The following is a 16,292-nucleotide window of genomic DNA, read 5'->3' on the forward strand; positions in this document are numbered from 1 at the left end:
AAGTAGTGGCCTTATCCTACACAATTTTTTAACAAAAACTGAGACTAGTACGACTTTTTAATTGCGCAGGTTACTTCCGTGCAGTTTGTTGGTTTAATACCGCCAGACTTTATTGAAAATACAGGGCTTGATAATGCAAAAACTCATCAACTCAGTGCAGAACTATGCCTGGGGAAGTAAAACTGCGTTAACGGATCTCTATGGTGTGGCTAACCCCGATAACCTGCCGATGGCGGAATTGTGGATGGGCGCGCACCCGAAGAGCAGCTCAAAAGTCCAGGATGCTGCGGGTCAGCTCCGGGTGCTGCGCGAGGTCATCGACGAGGATAAAACTGCGCTTTTAGGCGCGGCGGTGGCAGAGCGTTTTGGCGAACTGCCGTTCCTGTTTAAAGTGCTGTGCGCGGATCAGCCGCTGTCGATTCAGGTGCATCCGAATAAACAGGCTTCTGAACTCGGCTTTGCTAAAGAAAATGCGGCGGGCATTCCGCTTGATGCCGCCGAACGTAACTATAAAGATCCCAACCATAAGCCTGAACTGGTGTTCGCGCTGACGCCCTTCCTGGCGATGAACGCCTTCCGTGAATTCACCGATATCGTGTCGCTGCTGCAACCGGTCGCGGGTGCGCATCAGGCGATTGCACACTTTTTAGAACAGCCGGGTGCGGAGCGTCTGAGCGAACTGTTTGCCAGCCTGCTCAATATGCAGGGTGACGAAAAATCCCATGCGCTGGCGGTGCTGAAGGCGGCGCTGGCGAAACAGCAGGGCGAACCGTGGGAAACCATTCGCGTGATTGCCGAATTTTACCCGGACGACAGCGGTCTTTTCTCCCCGCTGCTGCTTAACGTGGTGAAACTGAATCCAGGCGAAGCGATGTTCCTGTTTGCGGAAACGCCCCACGCCTATCTCAAGGGTGTGGCGCTGGAAGTGATGGCCAACTCCGACAACGTGCTGCGCGCCGGGCTGACGCCTAAATACATCGATATTCCTGAACTGGTCGCCAACGTCAAATTCACGCCGAAACCGGCGGATGAATTACTCACTCAACCGGTCAAACGGGGCAACGCGCTGGACTTCCCGATCCCGGTCGATGATTTTGCCTTCTCGCTGCACGACCTGTCGGTGACGGAAAGCGATCTGGCACAGCAGAGCGCCGCCATTCTGTTCTGCGTCGAAGGTGAAGCGCTGTTAAGCAAAGGCGACGAGCGCCTGGTGCTTAAACCGGGTGAATCGGCGTTTATCAGTGCAGGTGAATCTCCGGTGCAGATTAGCGGCGTGGGTCGGCTGGCAAGAGTCTATAATAAGATCGGCTAACTACTGACGTAACCTGATGGTATTGCTAATCTTAGCAAGACTTTACGATCGTCCAGGCGGCATTTCCCGCCTGGTTTTATTTTAGGGATAATCATGATGAAAAAAACGCTGGTCGCTGCAGGAGTCATTGTTGCTCTGGGCGTAGTCTGGACGGGTGCCGCCTGGTACACCGGGAAACAGCTCGAAGGCCGTCTTGCCGACATGGTGAAACAGGCTAACGTCGAACTTAAGAACTCTGCGCCGGAAGCGGGCGTGGAGCTGGCTTATCAAAATTACCTGCGCGGCATTTTTAAAAGCCACCTGCAACTGGTTGTTAAACCCACCAGCGCGGAAAATGTCTGGCTGAAACCGGGCCAGAGCGTGGTCTTAAACGAGACGGTCGATCACGGCCCCTTCCCGTTTGCACAGCTTAAAACTTTCAACCTCGTTCCGGCGATGGCTTCCGTGAAGACCACCGTGGTCAATAACGATGTCTCTAAACCGCTGTTCGATATGGCGAAAGGCGAAACGCCGGTGGAGATTAACTCCCGTATTGGTTACGGCGGCGATACGCAATCCAGCATCTCTTTAAACCCCCTCAACTATGACAACGAGGGCGAAAAAGTGGCCTTCAGCGGCGGCGAATTTGTGCTGAGCGCAGACAAAGACGGCAACGAAGTCTCTCTTAGCGGTGAAGCGCAGAGCGGCCTGATCGACGCGGTTAACGAATACGGTCAACGCGTGCAACTGACCTTTAATAACCTCAAAAGCGAAGGTTCCAGCAAGCGCGCCAGCTTTAACGAGCGCATCGGCAGCCAGAAAGCGTCTCTGGATAAACTGGCTATCGCCATTGAAAGCAAAGAGATCGCGGTGCTGGAAGGGATGAATCTGACGGCGAAAACTGACGTAGCCCCAGACAATAAAACCGTTAACAGCCAGATCGATTACACCCTGGACAGCCTGAAAATCCAGAATCAGCACATGGGCAGCGGGAAGCTGACGCTGAAAGTCGGTCAGATTGACGGCCAGGCCTGGCACCAGTTCAGCCAGCAGTACAGCGAGAAGACCAAAGCGCTGATGGCGCAGCCTGAAGTGATGAAGAACCCGGAGCTGTATCAGCAAGGCGCGACCGAAGCGTTCTTCTCTTCCCTGCCGCTGTTGCTGAAAGGCGAGCCGGTGATCACCATTGCGCCGCTGAGCTGGAAAAACAGCAAAGGCGAATCGGCGTTTAACATGTCGCTATTCTTAAAAGATCCGGCTACGGCCACCGGTGAAGCGCAGACCCTGTCGCAGGAAGTGGATCGCAGCATCAAGTCCATCGACAGCAAACTGACGATCCCGGTCGATATGGCGACGGAACTGATGACGCAGGTGGCGAAGCTCGAAGGCTATCAGGAAGCGGATGCGGCGAAGCTGGCCAATCAGCAGGTGAAAGGCATGGCGGCCATGGGCCAGATGTTCCGTATCACTACGCTGGATAACAACGTGATTGCCACCAGCCTGCAATACGCCAATGGTCAGGTCACTCTGAACGGGCAAAAAATGACGCTGGAAGAGTTTGTCGGCATGTTTGGTATGCCGGATCTCGGTATCCCGACCCCGGCACCGGTTCCGCAAACCGCGCCGCCGGCAGCGGTACCGCAGCAGTAATCGCCTAAGCCCCTCATCATGAGGGGCTTTTTTTCTCCCGCTGCGTTATTCATTTTATAAAATCATTTTTTTAAAAGATCTCATTAATTCAGGTGATTGACTTTTTATTTTAAACCTAACGGTATTATTTTTATGAATCGCACTTTATGTGCTTATTATTAGAATACAGTCACTTCGAGAAAATCTATTTCCCATTACACGTAAGTGTTAGCTTAATAGCGTGAATAGCACGGTTGCCCCACTGGTAAAAGTTATCCCGCCCACTATACTTAACGAAAATTAATAAGTTTACTTTTATTGACATAGTAATATCGCCATATTTTTGTCCTGAGATTTATTTACTCATTTTACAGCATGGGCTAAAGCCTCCGTAATTGACTCATTACTGGTTTGTGTTGTTTATGCCTCCGGGAGACTGCCCGGCGGCTTAAGGAGCGTGGATGGCGGTGTTTAACAGCTTCTGGCAGGCCGGTTACGAAGGCGCTGACCACCGTAACCGGGCTGGTCACTTACTCTCAATGAATGACATTACCGGCCATAATCAAAAGGCACGGGATGATTATAAAGCCTTAAAGCAATTCGCTATTTCAACGGTACGTGAAAGCGTGGGCTGGCGTCTGGTTGAAAAAGACGGGAAATATGATTTCTCATCCGTAGCAGATAAAATGATTGCTGCGAAGGAAAATGATATTCAAATTTGCTGGACACTTTGTCATTACGGCTGGCCTGACGATACCGATATTTTTGCACCCGATTTTATTCCCCGATTCGCCAGATTTTGCGCAGCCCTGGCTCGCTTTCTTGCGCCCTGGTATAAAGAGAGTCCGGTTTATTCTCCGGTAAATGAAATTTCATTTACCAGTTGGGCGCTGTCGGTGGGCTTTTTCCCCTGTTCAGCGACACCGGGCGAACATCTGGGTGAAGCCTGTAAACGCCAGTGGGTTCGCGCCACCCTCGCCGCCTGCGATGCCATCTGGGCTGAGGATAGCCGCGCGCGTATTTTGCACTGCGATCCGATTATTTATCTGTCCTCCCCCGACGACAGCCCGGCCGCGCGTGAAGCCACGGCGGGCCATTACAACGCGCAGTATCAGGCCTGGGATATGCTCGCCGGGCGACTCGCGCCGGAACTGGGCGGGCATCCGCGCTATCTGGATCTCATTGGCGCAAATTATTACCACGACAATCAATGGGAAAGCGGCACTAACGCCCGGCTTTACTGGCATCTGGGCGATCCCCGCCGTCAGCCCCTACATCAGATGCTGGCGTCACTGTATGAGCGTTACCATCGCCCGATCCTGCTGGCCGAAACCAGCCATGTCGGGAGCGGGCGCGGGGCCTGGATAAACCACATTACCGCTGAGGTGGCGCACGCCCAACTCGCGGGCGTTGATCTGCTCGGTATCTGCCTCTACCCGATTATCGATCGACCCGACTGGGAAGCATTAGACCGCTGGCACCGCAGCGGACTCTGGGAGCAAGACCCCGCAGGAGCGGATCCACTGGCCCGCAAACTGGACCCCGCCTATGCCGTCGCGCTGTTGCAGGCGCAGCAGAGACTGGATCGTTTTCAGTCACATTCAGACGTTTTTAATGACGCAGAGAAAAGTACCTATACTATGAAAAAACTTTATGTTTTCAGCCATCTGCGCTGGGACTTTGTCTTTCAGCGCCCGCAGCACCTCCTGACCCGTCTGGCGCAGGACTACCCTATCTTTTTTATTGAAGAACCGATTTATTCACCCGACCCCGCGGGTCTGGTGATCAGCCATCCCGCGCCCAACGTCACGGTGATTAAACCGCATACGCCTTCACAGGCGGCGGGCTTCCACGACAGTCAAATCGCCCATCTCCAGCCGCTGCTGGCGGAGATCGTGGACGAGGACGACGCGCCGATTGTCTGGTTTTATACCCCGATGGCGCTGCCGCTGCTGGCGGTGTTTAATCCGTCGCTGGTGATCTATGACTGTATGGATGAGCTGGCGGCCTTCGAACATGCGCCACGTCAGCTATTGCAACGTGAATCCGCCCTCCTCGCCCGCGCCGATCTGGTCTTTACCGGCGGCCCCAGCCTGTATGCGGCCAAAGCCGGGCGACATGACAATGTGCACTGTTTTGCCAGCAGCGTGGATGCGGTCCACTTTGGTCAGGCGCTGGATCGCGCCAATTTTCATCCCCTACAGCACGACCTGCCGCATCCCCGTCTCGGCTACTACGGCGTGATCGACGAGCGAATGGATCTCGATTTACTGGCGGCGATGGCCGATGCGCATCCGGAATGGCAACTGGTGATGGTCGGGCCGGTGGTGAAAATCGATCCTAAATTGCTGCCGCAGCGGGCCAACATTCATTATTACGGTATGCAGCCTTATCAGGCGCTGCCGCAGTTTCTGGCCGGATGGGACGTCTGCCTGATGCCTTTTGCGCTCAATGCGTCAACGCGGTTTATCAGTCCGACCAAAGTGCTGGAGTACATGGCGGCGCAGCTTCCTGTCGTCAGCACGGCGATTGCGGATGTGGTGGAACCCTATTCGCACGTGGTGGCGATTGGCCGCGATACGGCGAGTTTTATTCGCGCCTGTGAGAAAATGCTGACCCTTACGCCGCAAGGGTTGCAGACGATGCAAAGTGAGATGAAAGCGATTGTCGATGCTACCTCATGGGATAAAACCGCGAGCGCCATGCACCGGCTGATAGAGAAACAGCTTACCAAAGTGGCCCTGCAACAGGTCGCCGTTGCCCCTGAGGAGACGGTCGATCCACTGGCCGTGGTGCAAAGCACGGCCCTGCGGCTGATGCCGCCCGATCCGGAGAGCGCCCACTTTACTCCCTGCCTGATCCTCGGTGGTGGCCCGACCGGACTCAGCGCGGCTTACCACTATGGCAGCGATGCGGTGCTGCTTGAGCGTAACGCCAGCGTCGGCGGCTGGTGCCGCTCAATTGAAGATCAGGGTTTCACCTTCGATTACGCCGGGCACATTATGTTCTCGAATGATCCTTACGTGCTTGAACTCTATGAGATGCTGCTCGGCGATAATATTCACTGGCAGGCGCGCGAGGCGTGGATTTACACCGATGGTGTTTACACCCGCTACCCCTTCCAGGGGGCGCTGTACGGCCTGCCGACCGGGGTGATTAAAGACTGCATCCTGGGCGCGATCAAAGCCAGGTACGATAACGACCCAACCCAGCAGCCGGAAAATTTCGAAGCCTTTATCTACCAGACCTGGGGCGAAGGGATCGCCGCGCATTTTGCCATTCCCTATAACCAAAAGCTGTGGACAGTGCCGCTGGCCGAAATGGAAATCTCCTGGCTGGGGGGACGCGTGCCGCTGCCGGATCTGGCGCAGATTATTGAAGGCGCAATTGAGCCGGTCGGCAAACCGATGGGACCGAACGCGCGCTTTGGCTATCCGCTGAAAGGCGGTTTCCAGGCGCTGATGTCGGGCTTTTTGCCGCACATTAAAGGCACGCTGGAAACCAGCGCTGAGATTGTCCGCGTCTTTGCGCACCAGCATATCGCGGTGCTGAAAGACGGCAGGCAGTTCCGCTATCAGCAGATGATCAGCACCATGCCGCTGCCGGAGCTGATCCGCATCATGGGCGATGATGTGCCCGCCGAGGTGGTGGCCGCCGCGCGCGGACTGAAACACGTCTCTGTGCGCTGCGTGAATCTGGGCATTAACCGCGCCGATCTCACCGACAAGCACTGGATTTACTTTGCCGGGAACACCATCTTCCACCGCATTTTTGTGCAGGGGAACACCAGTCCGCACTGTAATCCGCCGGGTGGCTGCGGCCTGACCTGCGAGATCACCTATTCGGCGCATAAACCGCTACCCGTAGACGGCCAGCCGCTGATCGACCGCTGCATCGCAGAGTGCATCGCCGCTGGTATTTTCACCGCCGAGGACGAGATCTTAACCGCCAACCAGTTAGATATTCCTTATGCCTATGTGGTTTACGACCACCAGCGCGCGAAGAATGTCGACACCGTGCGCCAGTGGCTGATTTCACAGGACATCGTGCTCGCAGGACGTTACAGCGAGTGGGAATACTACAACTCCGATCACGCCTTCATTGCCGGGAAACGCGCGGCGGAAGTGGTGAAAAACAACACCGCCCTGCGGGAAACGGGGGCGTAACTGGTACGCTGGCCTCTTATCCCGGTGTTTTCATGCCGGGGTGAGAGGCTTACGACCGGCTTTTTACCTGAACACCGCTGCGCTAGCTGCGCTAGCTGCGCACAAAATAGCGCTAAATTTTTGCCAGACAATTTATCTTTTCGCGGCAGAACTCACCGCTACGCTTTTAATTGCGAAACCCGCCTCAAAAATTACGCTGTGCGCGATTGGCGTGATACAGCTTAATCAGCATAATCTTCAGGTTGTCATTGGCCCATAGGTTCAGTCGGTGAAAGATGAGAGGGTTTCGCTCATGAACACCGTTCAGGCATAAAAGGATCTTCACATGTTTGATTTTTCAACCGTCGTGGATCGTCACGGCACCTGGTGCACGCAGTGGGATTACGTGGCTGACCGTTTTGGTCAGCCGGATCTGCTACCGTTTACGATTTCGGATATGGATTTTGCCACTGCACCCTGCGTGCAGGAGGCGCTCGCACAACGGCTTGCCCACGGCGTGCTCGGCTACAGCCGCTGGAATCACGAAGACTTTACCGGCGCGGTGCGCCACTGGTTTTCCAGCCGTTTTGACGCGCAGACCAGCGCGGAATCGGTGGTGTATGGGCCGTCAGTGATCTACATGATCGCGGAGCTTATCCGCATGTGGTCAGCACCGGGTGACGGCGTGGTGGTGCATACCCCGGCGTATGACGCCTTTTATAAAGCCATTGAGGGCAACGAACGGCGCGTGGTGCCCGTGTCCATGCAGTACGACAACGGCTGGTTTTGCGATATGGCCATGCTGGAGGCGGCACTTGCCCGACCGGAAAACAAAATCCTGTTGCTGTGCAGCCCGCAAAACCCGACCGGCAAAGTCTGGACGCGCGAAGAATTACGCACCATGGCGGCGCTGTGTGAACGCCATGGCGTGAAGGTCATCAGCGATGAAATTCATATGGATATGACCTGGGGCGAGCATCGCCACACGCCGTGGAGCGAGGTCGCTTGCGGCCCCTGGGCGCTGTTTACCTCGGCTTCTAAAAGTTTCAACATTCCCGCACTTACCGGAGCTTACGGGATTATTCCCGATGAAGTGACACGGTCACGTTATTTAAGCGCCCTGAAGGGTCGCGACGGGCTTTCCTCCCCGGCGGTGCTGGCGCTGGTCGCCCATATTGCCGCCTACCGGCAAGGCGCGCCCTGGCTTGACGCGCTACGCGACTATTTAGCCGGAAACCTGAACTATATCGCCAGCGCGTTAAATACCGCTTTCCCGGTGCTGAACTGGCAGCCGCCGGAGTCAACCTATCTCGCCTGGATCGATCTGCAGGCGCTGAATATTGATGATGCACAGTTACAAAACGTGCTGATTAACGAGCAGAAGGTCGCGATCATGCCCGGCACGACTTACGGTTCAGAAGGCCATGGTTTTATCCGTCTGAATGCGGGCTGCCCGCGCGTGAAGCTGGAACAGGGCGTCACCCGACTGATCGCCGCGCTGCAAAAGCTGGCCTGATATTATGTTGCGCAAAAAACAAATTGCTTGCGCAACATAGCTTTTTACCCCGTTTTATTTTTATAATCCTCTGCACTTTTTAAAAACTTGTAAAATGAGTGCACCCATGATTAATCCTGACCTGCCGTTAACTGATTTACACCGCCATCTGGATGGCAACATCCGCGCTCAAACGATCCTTGATTTAGGACGTCAGTTTAACCTTACCCTGCCCGCCCAAACCCTTGAAGCACTGCGCCCGCACGTTCAGGTCACCGCTAACGAACCGGATCTGGTGAGCTTTTTATCGAAGCTTGACTGGGGCGTGAAGGTACTGGCCTCCCTCGATGCCTGCCGTCAGGTCGCCTTTGAAAACATGGAAGATGCGGCGCGCAATGGGCTGCACTACGTTGAACTGCGCTTCTCGCCGGGTTATATGGCGATGACGCACCAGTTGCCGGTTGCAGGTGTGGTGGAAGCAGTGATTGAGGGGGTACGTCAGGGCAGCGAGGCGTTTAATGTTGAGGCGCGTCTGATTGGCATCATGAGCCGCACCTTTGGTGAGGCCGCCTGTCTGGAAGAGCTGGAAGCACTGCTGGCGCACCGCGACAGCATTACCGCGCTGGATCTGGCGGGCGATGAACTCGGCTTCCCCGGCAGTCTGTTCCTCTCACACTTCAACCGCGCGCGTGATGCGGGCTGGCATATCACCGTTCATGCCGGCGAAGCGGCAGGCCCGGAGAGCATCTGGCAGGCGATTCGTGAACTGGGCGCGGAGCGTATCGGGCACGGCGTGAAAGCCATTGAAGATCGTGCGCTGATGGATTTCCTGCGCGATCAGCGCATCGGCATCGAATCCTGCCTGACCTCCAATATTCAGACCAGCACCGTACCGTCACTGGCAGCGCATCCGCTGAAAACGTTCCTGGAACATGGCGTGCTGGCCACCCTCAATACCGACGATCCGGCGGTTCAGGGCGTGGATATCATCAATGAATATAATGTTGCCGCACCGCAGGCCGGGCTGAGCCGTGAGCAGATCCGCCAGGCACAAATCAACGGTCTGGAGATTGCGTTTTTAAGCAAAGAGGAAAAACAGGTTCTGCGCGAGAAAGTCGCCGCTAACGGCTAAGCGAAAAGCGGTCTGCCCGGCGTTGCAGGCAGACCGCATGACATCAGGTTAAGGAGAGCGTTGAGCGATGTTTTGCTGACTCAATGCCTAACTCGATAAGCTCCATAATCTGAATCGCCTGGCTCGCGGGCACCGGGTTCTCCCCTTTGCCGTTAAGTGCATCGCGGATCCCGGCGTAATAGGCCGGATAGTTCCCCGGCACCGTCAGCCAGGTCTCTTCCACACGCTCTTCACCTTCTGCACGGGTCAGCACGCCGTCGCGCATGTCATAACCCCAGTCTTCCTGCGGCAAACGCTCGCCGTTCTTCAGCCGCTCTTCCTGCGGATCCAGACCGTATTTCACGTAGCTGCCACGGGTACCGTGGACGATATAGCGCGCGGATTCCGCTGCCGCCAGCAGCGTACCGTGCAGGACCACACGCCGCTGCGGATAGGTCAGCACGGCATGAAAATAGTCGGTCGCCTGTGCGCCCGGACGAATTTGCGCCAGATCGACGGTCATACTGACCGGCAGACCGAACAGATTGACCGCCTGATCGAGAAGATGTGGGGCCAGATCGTACCAGATACCGCTGCCAGGACCGGCCTGCTCACGCCAGCGATTACGCACCTGCGGGCGATAGCGATCGAAATGCGATTCAAAAAAGGCGACTTCGCCAAGCGCACCATCATTGATGAGCGCTTTTACCGTCAGAAAATCGCTGTCCCAACGGCGGTTGTGGAACACCGACAGCAGGCGTCCGAGGCTTTTCGCCAGGGCGTCAAGTTCGCGCGCCTGTGACAGTGTCACAGTAAAAGGTTTATCAACGACGACATGCTTACCCGCTTCCAGCGCGGCTTTAGCCAGCGGGAAATGGGTATCGTTCGGGGTTGGGATCACAATCAGGTCGATGCTGGGATCATTAAACAGATGTTTAGGTTCAGAGACCACGGGCACGTTCGGCCAGTCGGCCCGTACTTTTGCTTCATCACTGCTGGAAATAGCCGCCAGTTCCATTCCCGACGTGCCATCAATCAGCGGTGCGTGGAAGGTCTTGCTGGCGTAGCCATAACCAATTAATCCGACACGGATATTGTCACTCATCTCTTTGCCTCTCGTCATTGGACAATCGTATTTCACACCATCTGCGAAAGCGTCACAATAGATTAATAATATGTTGCCGGAGTAACACTGTCGTTACCTTAAAGCAAACCGACACGCGGCCTCGCGATACAGAATTTTCTGATTACCGTTAAAAATCTGTCAGACACTTGATGCCTAAAAGCGCGCCCGTTACTATTCGGTTTCATAAAAAAAGGAGAATTGTGAATTATGACTGGAATTGTCAATAGAATCATAGAACTAGCAGGGTGGATTGTGCTGGGCGTCAGCGCCATCCTGTTAGGTTTTGCCAGCCACATCGATAACTATCAGCCGCCAGAGCCGGTGACGCTCTCGCAAGCTAAATAAGGTTCTGTGGTCCCTGCGCAGTCCGGGGCATTGTCCAATGACACAATCCGATAAATTCTGCGCCCTCCCGCCAGTAGCAATCCCCGCGTAATGCTTTATACTCGTCGCCCAGCAAAATAAGCATTATCAATATGAAGCGGGGAGAGTATTCATGTCCACAACGTCTGAAGTACGCATTGGAGGCTGGTTACTTGGCCCGCTGGCGTGGCTGCTGGTGGCGCTGTTAAGTACCACTCTTGCCCTGCTTTTATATACCCAGGCGCTGATGGCCCCGCAGACCTTTGCCACTGTCGCCGCGCTCGGAACACTGCAAGCGGTGATGTGGTATGCCACCCTCGCCTTTGCGATCGGCATGTGGTACTACACGCTGTGGCTGACCATAGCTTTCTTTAAGCGCCGCCGCAAAGTGCCTAAGCACTATATTATCTGGCTGCTTATTTCCGTTTTACTGGCGATCAAGGGCTTTGCCTTTTCACCGGTTAACGATGAACTCGCTTTACGTCAGCTACTGTTTCCGCTACTTGCCGCGGCGCTGATTGTGCCTTATTTCAAGCGGTCGACACGTGTGAAAAACACGTTCGTTAACCCGTAAAACCCTGGTGTTTCTCTGTTGTCGCCTTACCCGGTTTGACCGATAATAGGCGGCATTTTTCTTTCAGGCCGAATAATGACTGATTATCTGCTGCTTTTTGTCGGAACCGTCCTGGTCAATAACTTTGTCCTGGTGAAGTTCCTGGGACTGTGCCCGTTTATGGGCGTGTCCAAAAAACTGGAATCCGCCATGGGGATGGGTCTGGCGACCACCTTTGTGATGACGATGGCGTCCGTCTGCGCATGGCTGATAGACAACTGGATACTGATTCCACTGGATCTGATTTACCTGCGCACCCTGGCGTTTATTTTGATCATCGCCGTGGTGGTGCAATTTACTGAAATGGTGGTGCGTAAAACCAGCCCGGCGCTTTATCGCCTGCTGGGGATCTTCCTGCCGCTGATCACCACCAACTGCGCGGTATTAGGCGTTGCGCTGCTGAACATTAACCTGGGGCATAACTTTTTGCAGTCTGCTCTGTACGGTTTTGCGGCAGCGGTCGGCTTTTCGCTGGTGATGGTGCTGTTTGCCGCCATCCGTGAGCGTCTGGTAGTGGCGGATGTCCCCGCGCCGTTTCGCGGTAATGCGATTGCGCTGGTCACCGCCGGTTTAATGTCTCTGGCCTTTATGGGCTTTAGCGGTCTGGTGAAGTTGTAATGAATGCTATCTGGATAGCCATTGTGGCCCTGAGCGTTCTCGGGCTTATCTTTGGCGTTATTCTCGGTTATGCCTCACGCCGCTTCGCGGTTGAGGACGATCCGGTCGTTGAGCGCATCGACGAACTGTTACCCCAAAGTCAGTGCGGCCAGTGCGGCTACCCTGGCTGCCGCCCTTATGCCGAAGCGGTCGGTCTGCAAGGCGAGAACATCAACCGCTGTGCGCCAGGCGGCGAAGCGGTGATGCTGAAAATCGCCACCCTGCTGAACGTGGACCCGCAACCCATCGACGGCGACGCGACCGAGCTTGAGCCGGTACGCATGCTGGCCATTATTGATGAAGCCAACTGTATCGGCTGCACCAAATGTATTCAGGCCTGTCCGGTAGACGCTATTGTCGGCGCAACCCGCGCGATGCATACCGTCATGAGCGATCTGTGCACGGGCTGTAACCTGTGCGTCGATCCCTGCCCGACGCGCTGCATTGAACTTCGCCCTGTCGCGACCACGACCGACAGCTGGAAATGGGATCTGAACACCATCCCGGTTCGCATTATTCCTGTAGAGCAACATGCTTAAGTTATTTTCTGCTTTCCGCAAAGACAAAATCTGGGATTTCAACGGCGGCATCCATCCGCCGGAGATGAAAACCCAGTCAAACGGTACGCCGCTGCGTCAGCTTCCGCTGGCCGGGCGCTTCGTCATTCCTTTAAAACAGCATATTGGTGCTGAGGGCGAGCTGTGCGTCAGCGTGGGTGACCGCGTGTTGCGCGGCCAGCCGCTGACCCGTGGACGCGGGCGGATGCTGCCGGTTCATGCGCCAACCTCCGGCACGGTAGTGGCGATTGCCCCCCACTCCACCGCGCACCCGTCCGCGCTGGCGGAGCTGTCGGTGATCATTGACGCTGACGGCGACGATCGCTGGACTGAGCGCGATGGCTGGAGCGATTTCCGCGCCCGCAGCCGCGAAGAGCTGATTACCCGCATTCACCAGTTTGGCGTCGCCGGGCTTGGCGGCGCGGGCTTCCCTACCGGAAATAAACTTCTGGGCGGCGGCGATAAAATCGAGACGCTAATCATTAATGCCGCAGAGTGCGAACCCTATATCACCGCCGACGACCGGCTGATGCAGGATTGCGCGGCGCAGATTGTGGAAGGCATTCGCATCCTGGCGCATATCCTCCAGCCGCGTCAGGTGCTGATCGGCATTGAAGACAACAAACCGCAGGCCATTTCGATGCTGCGTGCGGTGCTGGCGGATGCCCATGACATTACGCTGCGGGTGATCCCCACCAAATACCCGTCCGGTGGCGCAAAACAGCTTACGCAAATTTTGACCGGTAAACAGGTGCCGCATGGCGGACGCTCGTCGGATATCGGCGTGCTGATGCAGAACGTCGGCACCGCCTACGCGGTAAAACGCGCTGTCATTGACGGGGAACCGCTGACCGAGCGCGTGGTGACCGTTACCGGCGAAGCGGTGACACGTCCGGGTAATGTCTGGGCGCGGCTCGGCACACCAGTGCGTCATTTACTCGACGCAGCAGGTTTTTGCCCGTCAGGTGAACAACTGGTGATTATGGGCGGCCCGCTGATGGGCTTTACCCTGCCGTGGCTGGATGTGCCTGTGGTGAAAATCACCAACTGCCTGCTGGCCCCGTCTGCCACAGAAATGGGCGATGAGCAGGAAGAAAAAGGCTGTATCCGCTGTAGCGCCTGTGCCGATGCCTGTCCTGCCGATCTGCTGCCGCAACAGCTTTACTGGTTCAGTAAAGGCCAGCAGCACGACAAAGCCACCGCGCACAATCTTTCTGACTGCATCGAATGCGGCGCGTGCGCGTGGGTTTGCCCGAGCAACATTCCGCTGGTGCAGTACTTCCGTCAGGAAAAAGCAGAAATCTACGCCATCGCCCAGGAAGAGAAACGCGCGGCAGAAGCAAAAGAGCGTTTTGAAGCGCGTCAGGCCCGTCTTGAGCGCGAAAAAGCGGCGCGTATGGCGCGGCATAAACAGTCTGCGGTGCAACCGGCAGCGAAAGATCAGGACGCCATTAACGCGGCCCTGGCCCGTGTGCGGGAAAAACAGCAGGCCAGTGCTGAGCCGGTAATCATTAAAGCTGGCGCGACCCCGGATAACAGCGAGGTGATTGCCGCCCGCGAAGTGCGTAAAGCGCAGGCCCGTGCTGCACGGGCAGAAAAAGCGCAAATGGAAACGGCAGAAGTGGTCGATCCGCGTAAAGCGGCCGTTGAAGCGGCGATTGCCCGCGCCAAAGCGCGTAAAGCGCAGGCTGGTGTCACACCTGAACCGGCTCCGGCAGAAGCGGTCGATCCGCGTAAAGCGGCGGTCGAAGCGGCTATCGCCCGCGCCAAAGCACGTAAAGCACAGGCGCAGGCTGACGCCGCCCCTGAACCGGCTCCGGCAGAAGCGGTCGATCCACGCAAAGCGGCGGTCGAAGCGGCCATTGCCCGCGCCAAAGCACGTAAAGCACAAGCGCAGGCTGACGCCGCCCCGGAACCGGCTCCGGCTGAAGCGGTCGATCCACGCAAAGCGGCCGTTGAAGCGGCTATCGCCCGCGCCAAAGCGCGTAAAGCACAGGCGCAGGCTGACGCCGCCCCTGAACCGGCTCCGGCTGAAGCAGAACCGGCTCCCGCAGAAATCGCTCCGCGTAAAGCGGCGGTTGAAGCGGCGATTGCCAGGGCGAAAGCACGTAAAGTACAAGCAGCACAAGCACAGCAAGCGGCGCACGCTCCCGCTGCCAATGATGATCCCCGCAAAGCTGCCGTCGCTGCGGCGATTGCCAGGGTTCAGGCTAAGAAAGCCGCACAACAGGCTGTTAACGAGGATTAAATGGTTTTTCGAATCGCAAGCTCTCCTTATACCCATAACCAGCGCCAGACATCGCGCATTATGATGCTGGTGGTGCTGGCCGCTGTGCCGGGTATCGCCGTACAGAGCTGGTTTTTCGGCTGGGGTACACTGCTGCAAATTTTGCTGGCTATCGTCAGCGCGCTGGCGGCTGAAGCGCTGGTGCTTAAACTGCGTAAGCAAAAGGTCGCGGCGATCCTCGCGGATAACTCCGCGTTGCTGACCGGCCTGCTGCTCGCCATCAGTATTCCCTCTTTCGCGCCCTGGTGGATGGTGGTACTGGGTACGGTGTTTGCGGTGATTATCGCTAAACAGCTTTACGGTGGCCTCGGGCATAACCCGTTTAACCCGGCAATGATTGGCTATGTGGTGCTGCTGATCTCCTTCCCGGTACAGATGACCAGCTGGCTGCCGCCGCATGACATCGCCGCCACGGTTCCTGGCTTTATGGATGCCGTCCAGGTGATTTTCAGCGGGCATACGGTGAACGGTGAAGATATGACCGCGCTGCGGCTGGGCGTTGACGGTATCAGCCAGGCCACGCCGCTGGATACCTTTAAAACGTCGCTGCACGCCGGGCATAACGTCGATGAGATCCTCACCTACCCGATTTTCTGCGGCATGCTGGCGGGTGCGGGCTGGCAGTGGGTGAACATCGCTTATCTGGCAGGCGGGCTGTTCCTGCTATGGAAGAAAGCTATCCGCTGGCATATTCCGCTGAGCTTTATTGTCACCCTGGCGGTCTGCTCCACGATTGGCTGGCTGGCATCGCCAGAGTCGCTCGCCTCACCACAACTGCATTTGCTCTCAGGCGCAACCATGCTGGGCGCGTTCTTTATTCTGACCGACCCGGTGACCGCCTCGACGACTAACAAAGGCCGTCTGATTTTTGGCGCACTCGCCGGGTTGCTGGTGTGGCTGATCCGCAGTTTTGGCGGTTACCCGGACGGCGTGGCTTTTGCGGTCCTGCTGGCGAATATCACCGTGCCGTTAATTGATTACTACACGCGCCCGCGCGTTTACGGTCACCGCTAAGGAC

The 16,292-nt window shown here is 56.3% G+C and carries 12 protein-coding genes; 11 read left to right on the top strand and 1 reads right to left on the bottom strand.

The window, feature by feature from the left end:
• Nucleotides 1-133: 133 nt before the first annotated feature.
• From manA to add, 5 genes are all read left to right on the top strand, one after another.
• Nucleotides 134-1,312 carry a mannose-6-phosphate isomerase gene (manA, locus tag BM373_RS10275; protein ID WP_090461341.1) on the top strand — a complete coding sequence of 393 codons (1,179 nt, stop codon included), beginning with the start codon at nucleotides 134-136 and terminating at the stop codon, nucleotides 1,310-1,312.
• Between the two features lie 96 nt (nucleotides 1,313-1,408).
• The gene (locus BM373_RS10280) at nucleotides 1,409-2,941 is read left to right on the top strand and encodes a YdgA family protein (RefSeq protein WP_090461613.1); all 1,533 of its coding nucleotides are present in this window, start codon (nucleotides 1,409-1,411) and stop codon (nucleotides 2,939-2,941) included.
• Between the two features lie 440 nt (nucleotides 2,942-3,381).
• Nucleotides 3,382-7,086, top strand: coding sequence for an NAD(P)-binding protein (locus BM373_RS10285; protein WP_090461342.1), 3,705 nt, complete (start codon nucleotides 3,382-3,384; stop codon nucleotides 7,084-7,086).
• A gap of 325 nt (nucleotides 7,087-7,411) precedes the next feature.
• Nucleotides 7,412-8,581 (top strand): MalY/PatB family protein, encoded by a 1,170-nt coding sequence (locus BM373_RS10290; RefSeq protein WP_090461343.1) that lies wholly within the window; start codon nucleotides 7,412-7,414, stop codon nucleotides 8,579-8,581.
• A 106-nt stretch (nucleotides 8,582-8,687) separates the two neighbouring features.
• Nucleotides 8,688-9,692: an adenosine deaminase gene (gene add, locus BM373_RS10295; protein ID WP_090461344.1), complete on the top strand. Its 1,005-nt coding sequence runs from the start codon at nucleotides 8,688-8,690 to the stop codon at nucleotides 9,690-9,692.
• Between the two features lie 43 nt (nucleotides 9,693-9,735).
• On the opposite strand, the gene BM373_RS10300 is transcribed toward add, so the two are convergent.
• Entirely contained in the window at nucleotides 9,736-10,776 is a 1,041-nt protein-coding gene (locus tag BM373_RS10300; RefSeq protein WP_090461345.1) for an oxidoreductase, read from the bottom strand.
• 228 nt (nucleotides 10,777-11,004) lie between these two features.
• Between BM373_RS10300 and blr the strand changes: the two genes are divergently transcribed.
• From blr to rsxD, 6 genes are all read left to right on the top strand, one after another.
• Nucleotides 11,005-11,142 (top strand): division septum protein Blr, encoded by a 138-nt coding sequence (gene blr / locus BM373_RS10305; protein WP_090461346.1) that lies wholly within the window; start codon nucleotides 11,005-11,007, stop codon nucleotides 11,140-11,142.
• Nucleotides 11,143-11,293: 151 nt separating this feature from the next.
• Nucleotides 11,294-11,734, top strand: a complete 441-nt coding sequence (locus BM373_RS10310; RefSeq protein WP_090461347.1) for a DUF2569 domain-containing protein — start codon at nucleotides 11,294-11,296, stop codon at nucleotides 11,732-11,734.
• Nucleotides 11,735-11,809: 75 nt separating this feature from the next.
• Nucleotides 11,810-12,391 (top strand): electron transport complex subunit RsxA, encoded by a 582-nt coding sequence (gene rsxA / locus BM373_RS10315; RefSeq protein ID WP_090461348.1) that lies wholly within the window; start codon nucleotides 11,810-11,812, stop codon nucleotides 12,389-12,391.
• Nucleotides 12,391-12,969: an electron transport complex subunit RsxB gene (gene rsxB, locus BM373_RS10320; protein ID WP_090461349.1), complete on the top strand. Its 579-nt coding sequence runs from the start codon at nucleotides 12,391-12,393 to the stop codon at nucleotides 12,967-12,969. Before rsxA ends, rsxB begins: the two co-directional genes overlap by 1 nt.
• Entirely contained in the window at nucleotides 12,962-15,235 is a 2,274-nt protein-coding gene (gene rsxC, locus BM373_RS10325; RefSeq protein WP_090461350.1) for an electron transport complex subunit RsxC, read from the top strand. Before rsxB ends, rsxC begins: the two co-directional genes overlap by 8 nt.
• Entirely contained in the window at nucleotides 15,236-16,288 is a 1,053-nt protein-coding gene (rsxD, locus tag BM373_RS10330; RefSeq protein ID WP_090461351.1) for an electron transport complex subunit RsxD, read from the top strand.
• The last annotated feature ends 4 nt before the right edge of the window (nucleotides 16,289-16,292 follow it).

The sequence above is a fragment of the Enterobacter sp. kpr-6 genome, assembly GCF_900116015.1.
GTDB lineage: Bacteria > Pseudomonadota > Gammaproteobacteria > Enterobacterales > Enterobacteriaceae > Enterobacter_D.